Origin of the sequence: Emticicia sp. TH156 (genome assembly GCF_002855535.1) — a bacterium.
GTDB classification, from domain to species: domain Bacteria; phylum Bacteroidota; class Bacteroidia; order Cytophagales; family Spirosomataceae; genus Emticicia; species Emticicia fluvialis.
This window is the reverse complement of record NZ_PKRS01000005.1, coordinates 258,936-275,953: the sequence shown is the minus strand read 5'-3', so window position 1 is coordinate 275,953 and position 17,018 is coordinate 258,936. Positions and strand designations below refer to the sequence as shown.

The following is a 17,018-nucleotide window of genomic DNA, read 5'->3' as shown; positions in this document are numbered from 1 at the left end:
TCACTCATTTCCTCATTCACCTTTTCGCTCCTCATGAAAACAAAAACCATATACCTCTTACTGATGCTGCTGACCAGTGTGTTGGCCATGGCACAAAAACCCCGCACCATAGTAACCACCGACGGCGAACTGGACGACGTGGACTCGTTCATCAGGATGCTACTCTATGCCAATGAATTAAAGCTGGAAGGCCTCGTTTACAGCAGTTCGCAGTGGCACTACAAAGGAGACGGCAAAGGCACGCGGTTCAGGTCTGAGATGCAGTTAACTGCCGAACGCTATGGCGAGCGCACCGAATTGCGCTGGCCCGGCACTACCTGGATGGAAGAGCTGCTTGATGAATACGGCAAAGTACAGCCGAATCTGGCCAAACATGCGACAGGCTACCCCACCGCCACAGCCCTAAAAAAACTGGTAAAAGTAGGCAACATAGATTTTGAAGGAGAAATGGACAAAGTAACGGAGGGTTCGGAACTGATAAAAAAAGTACTGCTGGATGCTAACCCGCAACCCGTTTATCTGCAGGTTTGGGGTGGCACCAATACCATAGCGCGCGCGTTGAAATCGATAGAAGAAGAAAACAAAAACAAACCCGACTGGCAGAAGATATACAACAAGGTATCAAAAAAAGCGATTATCTACGCCGTGCTTGACCAGGACGCCACCTACCGCAAATACATAGCGCCCAACTGGCCGCAGATACGTGTGTTTTATAATGCCAACCAGTTCTGGTGTCTGGCTTATCCCTGGCCGCAGGTAGTGCCTGCCGCATTGCAGCCGTATCTGCGCGGAGAATTTATGAGCCGGAACATCATTCATAACCATGGGCCTTTGTTGGCTAAATACTATTCATGGGGCGACGGACAAAAAATTGCCGGAGACCCCGAGCATACCCAAGGCACGATGGAAGACATGACCAAGAATAAAATGACCCAATATGATTTTATTTCGGAGGGTGATTCTCCTGCTTATTTCCAGTTGCTGGATGTGGGCCTGATGAACCGCAACAACCCCGAATACGGCGGCTGGGGTGGCCGGTTGGTGCAGTCTAAAGAGAATCCGTTCCGTTGGGAAGACGCCCGCACTTTGACAGACTATAATCATTTTACTGGTAAGCAGGATGCCTCTTTTCCGCAAACCCGTTGGATTGATGCCCTGCAACTGGATTTTGCAGCCCGTGCAGACTGGTGTATAAAACCTTATAAAGAAGCCAACCATGCCCCAAGAATTTCGGTAAAAGACGGTAACATCAGAAGAGTAAAAGCCGGTGAAAAACTGAGCATCAGCGCAGCAGCCACCGACCCCGACGGACATTCGGTGGCGTTTACGTACTGGCAATATGCCGAGGCAGGTACATCGCCCGAAAAAGTAACCATACAGCCAGCAGCCAACAATACGGCCACCATAGACATACCACAAACCACCAAAACCGGAGATACCATACATATTATTGTAGAAGGGAAAGATAGTGGAAGCCCGGCTTTGATACGGTACCAACGCGTAATACTGGTAGTTTATTAATTACTACTTGTGGCGCGAATCTCCAGATTCGCAGCATCCACCAGCGTGCCACGCCTACCCTCGATTGAGAAAGGGCATGGCGCGCTTAATTATTTTAAAGAAGGTATCTGGCAGGTACAAAAAAAGGCTTAAACCCGCCGGTTTAAGCCTGTAAGAGGAACGGTGTTCCCAAACCGGAACCGATGATAGTGTTTCAAGACCTAATGATTAGCATTTTTCCTGCCCGTTCAGGCAAAAAGGTACATCTCTTCAGGAAATTAAAGTTTGGCGCTATGCGTACTATCGTCCTTGTTGATATCGTAAGATACCTGTCTCCGGGATACCTTACGAAGTTAACAAAATAAATTCCGGATTTCAAAAATGTTTTTTTTGCAATGGAACAGAATTGAATGCGTATTTTAAAACACAAGGCCTAAGCCAGCGGTGTGATGCCCTTTTTCAGTCAGGTAGAGACGTGCCAGGCAGCCCCCTTACCAGCAACCAGCGGCAAAGCGTCCAGAAATTAGCAATAAAAACTATCAGATTAACCAGAAAGATGTTATCAAAAAAATAAGAGAAGTACCTGAACTCCATGCTGTTGTCGCCGTCGTTTCTGAACGACCCCACATTGGCATACAAATACACCACAAAGCCACTTACCAGCGCCAGCAAACCAAAATTGAGATTATGAAGTAATAAAGCTCTTGTTTTGCTGTTGAATTGCCCTCGCCAGAGTAACACCCCATGCAGCACCTCCAACACTCCGAACACCACCCGGAAACTACGCGATACCCCGGCGGCCTGAAAGGTATAAAAAGCCATAGCCACTATGGCTGCCACCACCAAAGAAACAACAAGCCAGCAGAAATGATACAAAATACGGTAAAGCATGTGTATGTTTTTTTGTAAAGGTAATGATTTATAATTACGCATTCTCTGCCTATATTCTCACTGAAAAAATAACATAGTCCCCTATCATTTATAATAGTAAATTTTGGTAGAGGTGCAATGCTTGCGGCTTATCGCAGAATATAATATTCGCCATAAACCCTATTTACTGTATTCAAAGGCCCCTGAAGCCGCATTCAATGCGGCTCTACGAATGGCTACAGAACACAAATCACCCGGTAATCTTCAATGACAAAATCTTTTCGCCGGCCCATTCAAAATGATATTTAAACACAATCGGACTACCGGGGAAAGTTCCCGAGCCCAGGGTTGTCAGAATACCTCCTTTTGGCGTAGTGGTATAATCAATCGGCTCCAGAATGGTGGCGTATTCGGCATTGGTTTGCTCGTTCCAGGCTTTTATTTGTTCAAAGCCCTGGTGGGTGCGGCCTTCGTCATACACCAAAGCATTGTTTGCAAAACAGCGGGCATAAGCTGTGCTATCGAAATCGTTCTGGGCTTTCAACAAAGCCGCTAGTACATCTGGTAAATTCATTGTTTTGTTTTTATTAAGTATTGTTAAGATTTTAACCACTGGGTTTCACGAAGTATTACGCTGAGTTTCATTGAGTAAAAAATAACAACTAAAAATTAAAGTCCCTAAAACATCATTTTCTGTTTGAGGCGGACGGCTAGTCACCGATTAAAAATCGAGCGATGAATCAAGAGAAAGTGAAATGAAATTTTCGGATTTTTAATCGTACGAGTTTAAATGATGCGGGTTTTTGGACTGCCCGTCTGGATTACTTTTTCCGCAAAAAGTAACAACAGAGGAAGAAAAAAAATGTGGATTTTTTCTTCAGAATTATACTATGCGCCTGAAAGTAAAAAAACCGCTAAACCGTCGGTACTGTCCCACCATCAATCACATATTCAGTTCCGGTCAAATAAGAAGCTCGTGGTGAAACCAGAAACCCTACCAGTTCGGCTACTTCTTCGGGTTCTGCGGGCCTTCCGAAGGGTATCCCGCCCAGGGCATTCATAACACTTTGTTGCGCTTCCTCCACAGAAATATTTGAACTCTGGGCGATTCTTTCCAACCATACCCTGACATTATCCGTTCTGATCCATCCCGGAGAAACAGTCAGCACACGAACACCTTTGGGTGTAACTTCATTTGATAGACTTTTACTATAATTGATTAATCCTGCTTTTGCAGCTGCGTAAGGCAAAGTAGCATCATGTAAGGGTAGTTTACCCTGAATAGAACCTATGTGAATTATAACACCGCTTTTTTGGGCTATCATTGGTGGTAAAAATCCTCTGTCCAGTCGTACAGGTGCAAGCAAATTCGCCTGCAGGGTTTGCTCCCAATCTTCATCAGTTAATGCGGCAAAGCCCCCGGCAGGTGTTTCTGAAGAACCAAGGTTGTTCACAAGAATGTCCAGCCTTCCATAAGTCGATAGTACTTCACTAACTACTTTTTCTGCTCCTTCTGCCTTACTTAAATCAGCAGGAATGAAATGCAAACGGCTGTTTTCTTTTTCCGGTGCATTTCTGGCGGCAATAATCACCGTTGCGCCGGCTTGTAATAACCGCTCTGCAATGGCCCGGCCCGTGCCTTTGGTTCCGCCGGTTACCAGCGCAATCTTGCCTTGCAACTCATTATTGAAATTAAATTGTTCCATTTTCATTGTTGTTGATAACGCAAAATTGGGGCATAAAAACAGTTTGGACAAGTACGGAAATACGATTCAGATACGGATAAATTTATCCCCTGTTGCGCATACAGGCACTAAAACATACATTTGTACTATGTACGAAAGAAAGACCTTACCGAACCTCAATTGCGGCCTCGACCTGATAGGCGAAGTGCTTTATGGCAAATGGAAAATGCGTTTGCTGTGGTTTATTCATCAGGGGTTTCTGCGCCCCAGCCAGTTGCAACGCAAAATTCCGGATGCTTCGCGGCGGGTTCTGAATATGCAACTGAAAGAACTGGAAGAACACGAGCTGGTAACAAAGGTGATATATCCGGTGGTGCCGCCAAAGGTAGAATACAGCCTGACCGACTTCGGCAATAGCCTGATACCCCTCATTGGCGCCATTGGCCAGTGGGGCGATACGCATGAAGAACGCCTGCGACAGCTCATTTTAAGACAGCTTGTAAAGACGGATATAACAGACGTACAGAATTAATATTTCTAAATTTTCAATATATATTGAAATGCCAAAACTATTTATACGTTCAGTACATTCAACTTATTATAATTTCCCTAAACGCTTTGGCATATACGAAAAATTGCTTATTTTTAAATAAAAATACCCCGCCATGCGCCTCACCCCTGAAGAACTTTCAACAGAGCAATATGTCTTGCTTGAAAAGCTCGACCATCAGGAACTCATCCCCTTTGTGCAGAAATACCTGAAGCAACCCACCTGGGCTTCCAGGTTTTACTATGCCGTTAACCTGCTTATTTTGGCAGCCATTGCGTTGCTGGTATGGCGGTATGGCACACAGCCCGGCGCCAAATGGTGGAACGCCCTCAACTACCTGGCCATGGGCATTGCTTTTACTTTTTTGCTGATACCTGTGCATGAGTACATACACGCGCTGGCATACCGCAGCGTAGGTGCAACGCATACTTCATTTGATATGTACCTGCGGAAGTTCTACTTTATGGCCGTTGCAGACAAGTTTGTGGCCAGCAGAAAAGAGTTTACCATAGTGGCGCTGGCGCCGTTTGTGGTGATAAGCGTTGTGCTGCTGGGGCTGTTAATTGTAGCCACACCACTACAGGTTTTTATTATTATGGGGGCTTTGTTTTTTCATACGGCGGCTTGCTCGGGCGACTTCGGCCTGCTGAGTTTCTACAACCACAACCGGCAAAAAAACATTTTTACTTATGACGACAAAACCAGCCGGATTTCTTATTTTTATGAGAAGGTAAACTAACAAAAGCCACCAAAAGGCATTGAATTGGTAAATCAGCAAGATACAACAGGCTATACCGGCAGGCAGGCCATGCTAAGCACTACCCCGCCTATTACATAACTACGCCATAAACCCGGCGGTAGATTTCCGTTTTAGCAACGGTTAAATCTACTATTCCGGTGGCCATCAGATACATGTGTATGCTGTTTTTGGTTTGGTCGTAGGCAGGTTGCCGATACTGCTCGTCTACCACTTTGAAACCACTGTTTTCATAAAACGCAATGCGTTTTCTGGCCACGGTGCCCAGTTCGGGTGGTTCGGTCTCCAGCACAATTACGTGATAGGTATTTCTTAATGCCTGCAATGCTCTGGCTCCCAAGCCGGTATTTCTGAAAATGGCATAAATCTCAAAAAACTCAACAAACAAAAAATCTTCAAAAGGCCAGGTTACAAAATAGCCCATCGATTTATCGTTAGAGTCGATACTCAAAATCCGGGTATGTTCGTTTTCAAAAAGCTGATGAAACTGAGCTTCGTTTCTTCGTTCGTCTACAGGAAAAGTAAGTTCATATTGTTTATATATAAACGTGCGCTCTTCTACTGAGGCACCTTTTAAATCTCTGAAATTCATCTCAATTAGCAATTTATTTTAACGGCGCAAATTTAAGGCTTTCAACAAAAAACGCGTAATTATTCCATAAATTTATTCATTTTCATTCCGAAACCACCAAAAAACCTTAAATTATTTTCAGAATGCGCTCGCATCACCCGGCTGAGGGGGTTTAGCGAGCCGATTAGCAAAAAACGTTTCAGGCTGCATTCATAAAAAAAGCTATATTTGTTTCAGACTTCAACCTTATACCACAATGAAACATTTAACAATGATTGCTCTTTTGTGCGGCCTTGCGCTGCAATCTATTGCACAAACTGTGCTTAGCCCCGAAGAAAAAAAAGTCGGCTGGAAACTGCTCTTTAACGGCCGCGACCTGAAAGGCTGGCACGCCTACGGTGGCGGGCAGCCAGGCTCTGCCTGGGTAATTGACCAGGGCGCCATTAAACTGAACGTACCCGAACGCGCCGGAAACAAAGCCAAAAACGGCGGCGATATTGTGATTGACGAAGAAATAACCGGCGATTTTGAACTGAAAGCCGAATGGAAAGTAAGCAAATTTGCCAACAGCGGCCTTTTCTTTTTTGTGAAAGAAGCCCCTCAATATAAAAACATGCACGACACCGGCCTTGAACTTCAGGTGATTGACGACAAGATTTATGAGGGCTCGCCGGAAAACACCCATCGTGCCAGCGATTTCTTTGGTGTGGCCAACGCCCGCCTGCGCGAAAGCAACCCGCAAGGCGAATGGAACAGCATTCATTTTATAATGCGCAAAGGCAAGCTAACTGTTTTGCAAAATGGCTTTACCGTGCAGGAACACGACCTGAACAGCCCCGAATGGAAAGAGAAGATTGCCAAAAGCGGCCTTGCCAAAGCGCCCATAGGCAAAGGTAACTACAACGGCCGCATTGGCCTGCAAGACTGGGGCAGCACTGTTTGGTACAGAAACATTAAACTAAGAAAAATGTAAGCTGCACGGCCCAACTGCTAAAGCTGAACCGGGTGCAATACTGCAGTTGTTGAAGACCAGACACCTGATAGATGATGGAGACCTGCCTGAAAAAATAAAGACTGCTCAAAGAGCAGTCCCTATCTAAAATAACTTTTGCTGTGACTTTTGATGCAAGTTAGTTTGTAAACATACGCTGCCGGAAAAAAAATAGTTGAATGAACTGAAATCATCGCCGAACTGCAAAAAATTAGGGGTTTTTGAAATGGCTTTCTGACATAAAACAGATAAAACCAACAAAACCGGGCGCGAATCAGGTGCCGGAAGAACCCAGCGTTTGTGGGGGTATATAAAAAAATAAAGAGCTACTCAAAGAGCAGCCCCTATCCAAAACAACTTTTGCTGTGACTATAAGTCTCAAATTTATAGCATTTTTATTTAAGTAGCAAAAATAAATGTCAAATATTGTCACATTTTAATCTGCACCGGGGCCTGATTTTATTAAATGGCTTCTACAGATGCCTAAACCGCATCTGCCGTATGTACGCCTCTTCTTCCATTATCTGCCACCGGTTAAAGCCTGCCGTCAGCGCAGCAATTGGTACCTAAGTCCACATTTCCGGTAAAAAACCCTCGTATATTCAATATGGAAACATGATTGGGTAATAGCGCTTAAATACCTCATTATAAAATTTATTGCAAATAATTTTTATTTATCACTAAAACCTATAATTTTGGTAGGGTATTTCAATCAGTCAATTTCAACGATAAAAACCTGACAAACCGAAATGCCATAACCATGCTGTAGATTAAAACGCTTCTGTTTTTTCTTTCTATTGAGTCTCTTAACGAATACACCAGTATAATCTGCTAATGCCAGCCGTCAGTTAACCATGCCGATGCCTGTGGTCGGTTGTTTGTTTGTGGCTGTCTGAATAGTTTGTTACCCATTTTAAGCCCTTATAAATACCCTTTTAATAACACAATTAAACCAGCAATTTTATGTTAAAAAACGAGCAATTAAATGATCAAACACGCTGTACTGAAAAACCTGATGCCGTTTTAAAAAAGAAATGGTCCACACCCAGGTTCGAGAAAATTGAAGTAGCCTTCAGAAGCCTGTGGCTATTGCAGCCCGGCCCCGGCCCCGGAGGGCCTCCGTCAGGGCCATCCTGATACAATTACCCAGATAACCGTTTAAAAAAATACCCGGGCATACAGGCGGTAGCGCTTGCTAAACCCCATATAACCGGGTATTTGCCTGTTTACTACCCGGCAGGCAACAAAACCCCTAAACTCAGAAATGGTATTTTAACAAAAATAATCTGCACTATTTTTTGTTAAAATTAATGAATAATCTATTTTTGTTTCAAATACCTAAATAACCACAATGCAAACACCGCCTATTAAAACCAACCATCAACGGGTAAAAAAAGACACCCAAACTACCAAAAAACGATGGGCAACCCCGGCAATAGAAAAAATTGAGTTGAATACCTCCGTTTTTACCCGGTTAATGAAAGCGGGCGAACCGTTTGGTTCATGATACAATCATCTGCCTTTTACATCTAATAAGCATATTCAAACACAGGCGCGCTTTGGTGCGACTGTATGTCTTACATTTCAACCTAAAATAAACGCAAAACAAAGCTGCACATGAAAAACAATGCAAACAACCGCCCAATGCCAAGCGTTGCCAACCAACCCGAAGCAAAAAAAACCTGGACAAAACCCGGTTTACAAAAAATTGAAGTAGCTACCAAAATTAACACGGCAAGCCTTTTAGGTTTCAATTTGGCCACCCCCATTCACTCATGAAAAGGCTTTAGCCAATTGTATGGGTTAAAGTACCAGTAAAAAAGAACCAATAGCCCTGAACCGCAGGCAAAGACCCGTCAAACAGTTAATTACTTAAAAAATGATAAAGAAGTCAGAAAAAAGGCAGGCAGTCATTGCCAGCCAAACCGGAGCAAAAAAAGAATGGGCAAACCCATCATTTCAGAAAATTGAAGTATCAGCCAGAATCAGTGCAGCAGCTTTGCTGAAACTAGACCCGGCGGGTCCAATAGGCAGTTGATTACCAACTCAACAGCGGGCAACAAGATTTTGAAAGGCAGGGTATGCCACCAACCAGTATGATGCAATAAAGTCTATCTTAAACACCAAATAAAATGACAAAAATTCAGAAAAATGGATTGGCACCCCAAAAGCCGGAAACAAGAAAAAACTGGTCTAAACCTGGCTTTCAGAAAATTGAAGTAGCCGCCAGAATCAACGCCACAGCTTTGCTGAAACTGGACCCGACAGCTACATTATCCTGACTAGCGGCGCACCTGCTGAAAACCATACGCTGAAAGACCGGCCAAAACTTTCATTTCGGCAAATGGCAGTAGGTGCAAACACACCATCCTGACAGGCTTATCGCTGAGACCATCATCCCTGCCGGGGCGATGGTCTTTTATATTTACCCCTGCCCTTCGCATGGCCTAAAGTACCCCCGGCAACCCTGCCAACCAAAAACCAGCAACAGCCCTACCGCTGGCTGACACGGCCAAACCCCTGCTACTGCGCTAAAGATACTGATTACTACTTTGGTTTAGTTATTATGGCTATCTTTGCAGCCATTAAACCAAGCAAAAATGACAGCCCACCAGGTAGATAACGTGCTAGACAAGCTAAGTGCCAACAGTTTCCTGAACCATTTTGAAGGCATTAACCATGACGGCGACATGCTGCATGTATTTTATACGTCATTTACGCTGCTAAACTATGAGGCGCTGGTTGAATTTTGCGCCGAAGAAGAGCTTTTCTTTTACTCAGCCCCTAACAAACAATACTTCCAGCTAACGCTCATCAACGACCCGGTGTACGAAGCAGGTAATTAGTGCTGGATTGAAAGCTACCGGCTGGGGGTTTGGCGAAAAATTGCATTTGAACGATGCCGCATATCTAGACAAAGTCTCAAGGGTGTACTTATGAGGGGATTCTAAAGGCTTTCAATTATAATAAACCAGCAGGCTTTGAAAGCCAACTGCCCAATTAAGATTATACTTTATCAGCTTTCAACCTTTCAAAAATCAAATGAGCAACCCCTACACAGGATTGCCCATTCTACGGCACTTCTCGGCAGGACCTTGAAGTAAAGCAAAATTAAGCCATTTTTTGGTTCAAAACAAAAATTGAAAGCATTTGCTTAAACTAAAACCTGCCAGATTGAAGTAGCAAAAAAAAAGAGCATAGAATTTAGCTATTCTATGCTCTCTCCATTTTTCTAAGACAATTAATTATCGCGAGTTCAAAATTACTTTTGATGCAGACACTTGAGAATTAAAACTCTTTACTGCATACTCACGTTTTGCTTGTGCCATATCCTCGCTAACTTGTCTTCTAGCTTTAAAATCCTCCTCTGAATTCAAAGGCGTTGGATTCTTTTCTTTGCTAATTTTTTCTATTGTTTCGCGAAATTTATTAGTCATTGTAATAATATTTAAAGAGTTGATATGAGTCTAATTATAGGTATTTAAGTTATTTTTGTATGGTGAAAAACACTCTACTTTACTTAAATAGTATAAAATTATATCTTCACTCTCACTAAATTTGGGTGCAAAATTAATAAATTTATCATTATAAAGAAAGAATATAATTGGTTTTGTATCTATTGCATTAGGTTCTGTAGCATCTATCAGTATAAGTCCATGACATTTATCATTAATGTATGAGTCCTTAGTAGACAGCTCACAAATCCAAATAAATTTTGGCAATGCTATACTTAAAATAATTTCTTTAAGATTATCAGAATACGTAGAGTTACTTGAAACACTATTCTTATATGATCTACTAGAGGTCAGAAAATACCTTATTAGGTTACCGTCTGAAATTTCAAGTTTTGAACTATAATTTTTTAGAATACTATAAATAGCTTTCTTAACGGCGTATGCTTCAAGATATATCTTTGGATGAAGAGGTGCTACAAAGCAGAAGATACGACATTCTTTCCATTCGTCACTTTGATAATGTTCTGTTGGCTTCTTTGGGTGTGCTTTTTGGTACGGCCCGAAATTATCATCAAAAAATACGAGTTGCTTATTTGTAGTACTAAAATCAAAGATATTAAGACTATCAGACAAAGGAGTTTGACTGATGCCGTTTATCATCGCACTATTAATATTTTCACGACCAATTGCAATAATCGCATGACCTATAGTTTTAGATTGAATCCCAATTGTTACAGGGATACCACTTTCAATATACGTGCTCAAAATCATTCGTAAATCGCTTTCACTATATTCGTTGCGAGTATAAATCTTAGTTCCAAAACCATATTCTTTAAGAGCAAATGAAATGTGCTCAAGACTTAATCCATTTGAAGGAATTTGGCGCTCGTATGATATTTTCTTTAGCGTGCCTATAATTTCAGAAGGTAAAACTGGACGGTACTCCGGGTATCTATGACTAAAATATTCCATTGTAGCCCAGATAGTACTTTCTGCGCAACTATGTGTTTCAGAATCCTGAGATAAGTGAGGGAATCCTAAAACCTCCAATTTCTTACCATTAATTAAGGTAGAAAATTTAGTCGTACAACATGAAAAATTTACCACCTTTAATGCTTTAGGAGAAATAACATTTCTTCCTATTGGTGCTAAAAGAGGTCTAATCACGAAAAAACCTAAATAAATGTCCTGTACTTTATTAGTTGAGGCCGTTCTAAAATCCAATTCACTAATTTCATCTCCAAATAAAGCAATCCTTATACAATGTCTATGATATTCAGTAGATTTTGAAGAAAAATAATGATAATAACTATCTCTAAAAACTCTGTCAGTATACGGATACTCAATATACAACCATAAATCATCTCGTAATTTATCTAGATAATGTTTGATACTATTTCTCAAAATACCGAGTTCATATTTCGTAAAGTCAATCTTATCTTTAAAATAAGTTGCTAATTCATCATTCAGGTCTCCAATTCTGATTATAGAAGTATCAATTGTCATAAATTCTACAATAAATGTTTTAAGGAATATATAAGTTATTATTTAAAGCTTTTTTTAATCAAATTGCGATATATTAAAATAATCCTAGAAATACTAAAAATATTATTTAACGGCATCTACCTGTTTAAAGTGACACCTTTAATATTATACATTTATTCCATAAACTCTGCTCGCCTAAATATCCATCCATGCGGGGTACACACCTTTCCCAGAACGGCATTGAATAGAACCAAAAAAGCCGCGTCCCGCGGCTTTTATTACCCACCCCCATTCAGACTATTAAAATAATCCATCATTTCCTGGGCGTTTTTGTTGGTTAGCTTTTTGGCGTGTTTCAGGCTTTTGGGCTTGCCTTTGTCGTCAGTATCGTAGTTATACTGCGGTGCGTCGGCCAGCATGCGTTGCACTATGCCCCAGCGGATACCCCAAACCAAATACTCATAAGGCCAGTGAAAATGACTGCAGATAGCTCCTCGTGAGCCAAACGGACTGTTCAGTCCGCTGGTGCGGCTGTCTCTATCCGATGAGGAGCTGTCGTCCGGGTCGCGGACATCAATCTGATAGAGCTGATAAAATCCCCCAGATTATTAATCTGGTTAATGTATATCGTCAACTGTATAAGTTTGGATGGCTGTATGTGCCACAGAAAATAATTAGCCAGCAAACCGGCAAACAATCGTATCTTCCATTTCGAATTCAGCACCGATACCGCCACGGCCATCGCACATTTCTTAGCCGACTCGGCCGTTATACGTTTGGCCTCAGCCAATGCGTTTTCCGACAGCATTTCTTCATTAAACTCAATGCTCAAAAACAAATGGCTCAGTGTATCGAGCGTACCCAGGTAAGGCTGCTCTATGGTAAATGTACGAAGCTTCTGCTTCGAAAAATATCTTAAAATGCTGCGCTTCGGCACCGTAAACTGCACACCGCGGTTTATCAGCACATCGGCCTCATGCATTTCTGCTCTGCGAGGGTCAAAATTCAGGTTTTCAAACATAATCGGGTGAGTTTTATGGTAAAAACCCCACGCCAACGGGCGACCGTCCCTGCCCTCCCTACGCGGGTCTCCCCAACAATGGGAGGGAGTCAAGTTCCTCTCCCTATTGTTGCGGCGACCGTCGCTCGGAGAGGGATTTAGGGTGTGGGGTTCCCGCTGGGGTGGGGTTTATCTATACTATTAAACCAAAGACAAAATCATTGGTGCAACATTGCCGGTTGGTTTCAGTACAGTAATCACTACTTCAACCTTCAAGGTTTCAGAGCGACCAAACTGACCGGTGAACTTGGCCGTAATTTTGGCTCTCGGAATCGAGAAAATCAAACCCTCTTTAGGCGTAATCTTCACCGATTTTTCAATAGTTACCAATCCTGAAGGATAATCCCATGAAGTTGGCGTTCCTGTCTCAGGATTAAGGTCGCCACCAAAAACAGCCTTACACTGTTCCAAATCCGGTGAGGCCAGTTGGAAAGTAATTGTGGTAACGGCCATTTTGGCTGCCGTATGAATAGGCTCATCCAACTCTTCGACAAAAAACTCGGTTATCTCAGGATCTGCCGTTTCAATCGTGCAGCTACCTTCGGCAGTATGGCCGATAGTTTCAAGTGAAGTACCCATTACTCCGTTAGTTCCTATCTCGCCTACTTCTATTTTGGCTAAGCCAATTGTTACTAATTTTCCCATTTTATTTTTGTAATTTTTAATTTGTATCCATTAATCTGAATTCAATTCTGAAATGGAGCCTGGTTTGTTTCATCTCAGGCTCATCGTAATCTCCCTGCCGCGATGTCCACAGCGAATAATAGCTCCCGTAGGCCTCCCGCAAAACGCCACGCGCTACCGCCAGCACCTCGTCTACCCTTTTGGTATCTTTCAGTGTCTGCTTTTTGCCGTTGATGTTCTGGTAAACCTTGGGTACATAAATATTCACGTTGGCCACACCTGCCTGCAGGGTTCCGTCTCCTACCAACATACTGCTGATCACCACGTCTTCGCCGGGCGAGTCCAGCGGGCGTTCGCCCTTGTAAACGCCACCTCTGATAAAGGTTCTGAGCGGCGAGCTACTGATTAACTCATACAATATGTTGTCCTGATCGGCTGTTGTTCTCATTTTTCTGACGATTAAACTTTCCCTTTCCTGAGCTTTTCAAGCGCATCCGTCACCGTTTTCCCTACATATATTTCAGCGCTGGTCAGTACGTCTTTCGACATCGACTCGGCCTGGACCGCATATTCCGACCCCGAAACCACAATCAGCGCATAGCCTTTGCCATATTGGGCCGCCAGTTCATAAGCCAGGCTTTCGCCTTGTTGTGCTTCGTTCACCGGTGGTTCGGCCTCTGTGCCATCAGGGGCGCTGGCAGGCGCATCGGGCATGGGCAAAAAATCTTTGGCTACCACCATCCCATCTGCCACTATCACGTAACCAATAGAAGCCGCCAGCCTGCCCGAAGCATCAATTGTGTGGGCATTGGCGCGCGCTATCTGCACACTCTCCTCACCCGCCTGCCTCAATATCTGCAGAAACGCCTCCTTTACCTGTTTAATGCCCGCCTCCAGCTCCTTCCTGATGTCGGCATGGCTGAAAGTGGATTTCAGAGCCATAATCTTGTATGAAAACGGTCTTTGCTTGCAAAAATCACCTCGCCCTCCAATCGTATGGTGCCGTCGCTCTCCAACACCCTTACGCGCTCGCCGGCCTGCAAAGGCGGTACGCCCTTCGGGCAGTGAATCAGGTGCGTGGCCTGTAAATAGCTGCCATCTTCCTTGCTGAACTTCCTTTGCCTGCCCGCTTCGTTACGGCAGGGGCTCACTACTATCCAGGCTGGTTCGTCCGTCACAAAATTGCCCCGGGCATCTTGTGTAGCCACCGGCACATGGAGCCTGTGTAATACGTATGGATACTGGATTGACATCACCACAAATCAGATTTGTTTTTAATTTTTGGTTGTGCTGCTTTCTGCACTTTGTTTTCGCGCCCCAGGTTATGGCACAGCAATGCGTAATAATCCTGAATGCCCTCCTTGTCGTAGCTGATGCTATAGCCCCCTTCAGAGACCGACGAGACCACCAGCAATTCGGGAATAAAACCATACAACGCCTGCTCGGTTCTATCTACACTATCCAGCGTATACGTTTCATCTGAGCCTATGCCGTTTTTCAGCAGCAGGGCTTCAATTTCATTGTGGTCAATGATGAACCCAAACCTCCCGAGCTTACTTCTTATGTAGTCTGCTACCAGCATCGGCGTATCGTTTATTTAGACCACGTCGGGTTCAAACCATCTACCAGCCATTTAGCGCTGGCGCTGTTCAGCACCGGAAACGCATTGGCAATACCCAGGCAGGTTTCTACCAGTGGTTCTTCGCTGGCAAAGCGTTTAATCAGCACGTGTTCTCGTTTGATTTTCAAAGCCGTTGAACTCTCCACGTCTTCATCTGCCAGGCGCGTATGGGCAGTGTTGCCCAGCACAGGGGTTTCAGAGAACAGCAGTACTCCCGCTTCCCAGGGGTTCACCTGTGTGCGTACGCCTTTGATTTCGATGTCGATGAAACTTTCCACCAGACCAATCACCGGTAGCCCCTGCGCTTTCAAAGCCATATTTAAGGTTGAAAGCAGCGTAACCTGCGTAGGTGCGGGCGTCTGATTAGCCCACGGAGCCACAAAGGCAATGGTTTCAGCCGATACCAGAATGGCATCAATCATGTCCTGATCCGTAAAGATGTAGTTCAGCTTTTTGCCTTTGGCTTTAGCCGCCTTAACTACGTCTCTTATCTTGGTGATAGGTTTAGACGTTTCGGCATTGGCCACCGTGATGCTCACCGACACGCCCGACTTGTTAGCCGCCGGAATCAGAAAATCAACATTGGCTTCTGTTACCAGACCATCGTTGTTAGTATTAGTCAACACCACTTTGCCTGTGGATGCCGCTCTTAAAGCCAGCCATTCCAGCCGCGCATTTACACCGTTGAACACAAAGAGCTGGTCTTCCCAAATCCAGTTCAACAATTCTTTTTTGGCGGCATCGTCTTCGTAGCGTTTCAGCGTGTTGTATTCGTTCATCTGCGACTCGGTTTTTTCACGAGCCACCCCGATTTTCGGGATACTGCCGCTCAGTTTAGAAACCACCTCACGTCTTTTACGAGGCGCACGTGTATCCCACGAAATCACATCACCCGCCACCGGTGCACCGAACTCTCCTTCCAGCGACTCCCACTTCAGAGAGGTGACGAATTTGAGCGGAAAAAGCGTCGGAAAATAAAAGTCCGTTAAGGCATATTCATTAGCCACTGCCTGCATATCCTTCTCGCTCAGTCCGTTTATCAATGATTTTATCATTTACTGAATCAATTTTGAATGAAAAAATAATTATTAGATTAAAACCCCATCCCAACCCTTCCGCGCGACGGACGCCCCAACAATGGGGAAGGGCTTAATTTAAGTCCCATCCCCACTGTTGGGGCGACCCGCGTAGGGAGGGCTAGGACGGTCGCCCGTTGGCGTGGGGTTAAACCCTTTCCTTTTTATTGACTTATCTGTCCCTTCTACACCCACAAAATCTGCGGCAGAGCCGCTTTCATCTGGGCAGTAGCCACCGGAGCGTTGGCTTCAAAAAGCGTAGCTCTCAGCCAGGCATCTACCGCATTGGTTTCGCCTGCTTTCAGCTTAATGGCATGGCCGGTAACCGCAAACGGCGTTACTTTAAAGGCTGATGTGTTGGTGCTAGCCTCGGCCGCTGCCTGAAAAACACCCCCATATTGCGCCACAGCCACACCTAGGGTAGTAGCTACGGTAAGGGTGTCGTAGTCGGCATTTGAGGTGTCTATAGCTGTAATGGCATACGCCTTGGCGCCCGTCAGGGCAGCTACGAAGTCACCGACTTTGAAGCCATGTCCCTTAAACACCAGATAATTGGTGGCTGAGTTTCCCGCAGCCGTATGCAGTTTGGCAGTTTTCAGCACGTGGTATAAACCGTTGTTGTCTTTACCCACCACCGACCCGGCCTGAACAACCGCGCCGTCGGTAAAATCGGCAGCTGCAATGGTAATACCTCCGCTGATATCTTCCAGCTTGGTAGCGAACGCCAGCTTATCGGCCAGCTCGCTCTCTTGAAAGTTTTGCATCATGAGATT

At 44.2% G+C, this 17,018-nt stretch carries 26 protein-coding genes; 10 read left to right on the top strand and 16 right to left on the bottom strand.

All coding sequences use genetic code 11. The annotated features are described in order from the left end of the window. The first annotated feature begins 33 nt into the window (after positions 1 to 33). Entirely contained in the window at positions 34 to 1,521 is a 1,488-nt protein-coding gene (locus C0V77_RS11590; protein WP_101726518.1) for a DUF1593 domain-containing protein, read from the top strand. Positions 1,522 to 1,959: 438 nt separating this feature from the next. Here C0V77_RS11590 and C0V77_RS11585 read toward each other — a convergent pair whose 3' ends face one another. The 3 genes from C0V77_RS11585 to C0V77_RS11575 all read right to left on the bottom strand — a co-directional run bounded on the left by C0V77_RS11585 (position 1,960) and on the right by C0V77_RS11575 (position 4,076). Then, positions 1,960 to 2,391 (bottom strand): hypothetical protein, encoded by a 432-nt coding sequence (locus C0V77_RS11585; RefSeq protein WP_143706073.1) that lies wholly within the window; start codon positions 2,389 to 2,391, stop codon positions 1,960 to 1,962. Positions 2,392 to 2,620: 229 nt separating this feature from the next. Next, entirely contained in the window at positions 2,621 to 2,944 is a 324-nt protein-coding gene (locus C0V77_RS11580) for a nuclear transport factor 2 family protein (protein WP_101726516.1), read from the bottom strand. A gap of 340 nt (positions 2,945 to 3,284) precedes the next feature. Beyond that, positions 3,285 to 4,076 (bottom strand): SDR family oxidoreductase, encoded by a 792-nt coding sequence (locus C0V77_RS11575; protein ID WP_101726623.1) that lies wholly within the window; start codon positions 4,074 to 4,076, stop codon positions 3,285 to 3,287. 127 nt (positions 4,077 to 4,203) lie between these two features. On the opposite strand from C0V77_RS11575, the gene C0V77_RS11570 reads away from it, so the two are divergent. Together C0V77_RS11570 and C0V77_RS11565 are read left to right on the top strand one after the other, a co-directional pair. Continuing rightward, positions 4,204 to 4,587, top strand: a complete 384-nt coding sequence (locus C0V77_RS11570) for a helix-turn-helix domain-containing protein (RefSeq protein ID WP_101726515.1) — start codon at positions 4,204 to 4,206, stop codon at positions 4,585 to 4,587. 133 nt (positions 4,588 to 4,720) lie between these two features. Continuing rightward, a complete protein-coding gene (locus tag C0V77_RS11565) occupies positions 4,721 to 5,344 on the top strand; it encodes a DUF3267 domain-containing protein (protein ID WP_101726514.1) in 624 nt (207 codons plus the stop codon). Between the two features lie 91 nt (positions 5,345 to 5,435). Here C0V77_RS11565 and C0V77_RS11560 read toward each other — a convergent pair whose 3' ends face one another. Beyond that, positions 5,436 to 5,954 (bottom strand): N-acetyltransferase, encoded by a 519-nt coding sequence (locus tag C0V77_RS11560; RefSeq protein ID WP_101726513.1) that lies wholly within the window; start codon positions 5,952 to 5,954, stop codon positions 5,436 to 5,438. Positions 5,955 to 6,189: 235 nt separating this feature from the next. Here C0V77_RS11560 and C0V77_RS11555 point away from each other — a divergent pair, with 235 nt between their 5' ends. The 6 genes from C0V77_RS11555 to C0V77_RS23140 all read left to right on the top strand — a co-directional run bounded on the left by C0V77_RS11555 (position 6,190) and on the right by C0V77_RS23140 (position 9,206). Then, positions 6,190 to 6,906: a DUF1080 domain-containing protein gene (locus tag C0V77_RS11555; protein WP_101726512.1), complete on the top strand. Its 717-nt coding sequence runs from the start codon at positions 6,190 to 6,192 to the stop codon at positions 6,904 to 6,906. A gap of 981 nt (positions 6,907 to 7,887) precedes the next feature. Continuing rightward, positions 7,888 to 8,061: a hypothetical protein gene (locus tag C0V77_RS23160; protein WP_158237948.1), complete on the top strand. Its 174-nt coding sequence runs from the start codon at positions 7,888 to 7,890 to the stop codon at positions 8,059 to 8,061. A 214-nt stretch (positions 8,062 to 8,275) separates the two neighbouring features. Then, positions 8,276 to 8,431, top strand: coding sequence for a hypothetical protein (locus C0V77_RS23155; protein ID WP_158237947.1), 156 nt, complete (start codon positions 8,276 to 8,278; stop codon positions 8,429 to 8,431). A 110-nt stretch (positions 8,432 to 8,541) separates the two neighbouring features. Further along, entirely contained in the window at positions 8,542 to 8,703 is a 162-nt protein-coding gene (locus tag C0V77_RS23150) for a hypothetical protein (RefSeq protein ID WP_158237946.1), read from the top strand. A 100-nt stretch (positions 8,704 to 8,803) separates the two neighbouring features. Next, positions 8,804 to 8,962, top strand: coding sequence for a hypothetical protein (locus C0V77_RS23145; RefSeq protein ID WP_158237945.1), 159 nt, complete (start codon positions 8,804 to 8,806; stop codon positions 8,960 to 8,962). Between the two features lie 94 nt (positions 8,963 to 9,056). Continuing rightward, the gene (locus tag C0V77_RS23140; RefSeq protein ID WP_158237944.1) at positions 9,057 to 9,206 is read left to right on the top strand and encodes a hypothetical protein; all 150 of its coding nucleotides are present in this window, start codon (positions 9,057 to 9,059) and stop codon (positions 9,204 to 9,206) included. Here the strand turns inward: C0V77_RS23140 and C0V77_RS23135 are convergent, their stop codons facing one another. Beyond that, the gene (locus C0V77_RS23135; RefSeq protein WP_158237943.1) at positions 9,207 to 9,368 is read right to left on the bottom strand and encodes a hypothetical protein; all 162 of its coding nucleotides are present in this window, start codon (positions 9,366 to 9,368) and stop codon (positions 9,207 to 9,209) included. It abuts the gene before it with no gap. Positions 9,369 to 9,524: 156 nt separating this feature from the next. Here C0V77_RS23135 and C0V77_RS11550 point away from each other — a divergent pair, with 156 nt between their 5' ends. After that, positions 9,525 to 9,770 carry a hypothetical protein gene (locus tag C0V77_RS11550; RefSeq protein ID WP_101726511.1) on the top strand — a complete coding sequence of 82 codons (246 nt, stop codon included), beginning with the start codon at positions 9,525 to 9,527 and terminating at the stop codon, positions 9,768 to 9,770. Positions 9,771 to 10,169: 399 nt separating this feature from the next. Here C0V77_RS11550 and C0V77_RS11545 read toward each other — a convergent pair whose 3' ends face one another. The 11 genes from C0V77_RS11545 to C0V77_RS11500 all read right to left on the bottom strand — a co-directional run bounded on the left by C0V77_RS11545 (position 10,170) and on the right by C0V77_RS11500 (position 17,012). Then, the gene (locus C0V77_RS11545; RefSeq protein WP_101726510.1) at positions 10,170 to 10,361 is read right to left on the bottom strand and encodes a hypothetical protein; all 192 of its coding nucleotides are present in this window, start codon (positions 10,359 to 10,361) and stop codon (positions 10,170 to 10,172) included. A 30-nt stretch (positions 10,362 to 10,391) separates the two neighbouring features. After that, positions 10,392 to 11,885 carry a hypothetical protein gene (locus C0V77_RS11540; RefSeq protein ID WP_101726509.1) on the bottom strand — a complete coding sequence of 498 codons (1,494 nt, stop codon included), beginning with the start codon at positions 11,883 to 11,885 and terminating at the stop codon, positions 10,392 to 10,394. 257 nt (positions 11,886 to 12,142) lie between these two features. Next, entirely contained in the window at positions 12,143 to 12,319 is a 177-nt protein-coding gene (locus tag C0V77_RS23130) for a hypothetical protein (RefSeq protein WP_158237942.1), read from the bottom strand. Positions 12,320 to 12,378: 59 nt separating this feature from the next. Beyond that, positions 12,379 to 12,885 carry a hypothetical protein gene (locus C0V77_RS11535; protein ID WP_101726508.1) on the bottom strand — a complete coding sequence of 169 codons (507 nt, stop codon included), beginning with the start codon at positions 12,883 to 12,885 and terminating at the stop codon, positions 12,379 to 12,381. A gap of 180 nt (positions 12,886 to 13,065) precedes the next feature. Then, positions 13,066 to 13,569, bottom strand: a complete 504-nt coding sequence (locus C0V77_RS11530) for a hypothetical protein (protein WP_101726507.1) — start codon at positions 13,567 to 13,569, stop codon at positions 13,066 to 13,068. Between the two features lie 16 nt (positions 13,570 to 13,585). Continuing rightward, entirely contained in the window at positions 13,586 to 13,996 is a 411-nt protein-coding gene (locus C0V77_RS11525; protein ID WP_101726506.1) for a hypothetical protein, read from the bottom strand. Between the two features lie 11 nt (positions 13,997 to 14,007). Then, the gene (locus C0V77_RS11520; protein WP_101726505.1) at positions 14,008 to 14,490 is read right to left on the bottom strand and encodes a hypothetical protein; all 483 of its coding nucleotides are present in this window, start codon (positions 14,488 to 14,490) and stop codon (positions 14,008 to 14,010) included. Further along, positions 14,481 to 14,801 carry a hypothetical protein gene (locus tag C0V77_RS11515; protein WP_101726504.1) on the bottom strand — a complete coding sequence of 107 codons (321 nt, stop codon included), beginning with the start codon at positions 14,799 to 14,801 and terminating at the stop codon, positions 14,481 to 14,483. The genes C0V77_RS11520 and C0V77_RS11515 overlap by 10 nt, the downstream gene beginning before the upstream one ends. Next, positions 14,801 to 15,130, bottom strand: coding sequence for a DUF6706 family protein (locus C0V77_RS11510; RefSeq protein WP_101726503.1), 330 nt, complete (start codon positions 15,128 to 15,130; stop codon positions 14,801 to 14,803). The genes C0V77_RS11515 and C0V77_RS11510 overlap by 1 nt, the downstream gene beginning before the upstream one ends. Positions 15,131 to 15,141: 11 nt before the next feature. Further along, a complete protein-coding gene (locus tag C0V77_RS11505; protein WP_101726502.1) occupies positions 15,142 to 16,224 on the bottom strand; it encodes a major capsid protein in 1,083 nt (360 codons plus the stop codon). A gap of 206 nt (positions 16,225 to 16,430) precedes the next feature. Then, entirely contained in the window at positions 16,431 to 17,012 is a 582-nt protein-coding gene (locus tag C0V77_RS11500; RefSeq protein WP_143706072.1) for a hypothetical protein, read from the bottom strand. Positions 17,013 to 17,018 lie beyond the last annotated feature (6 nt).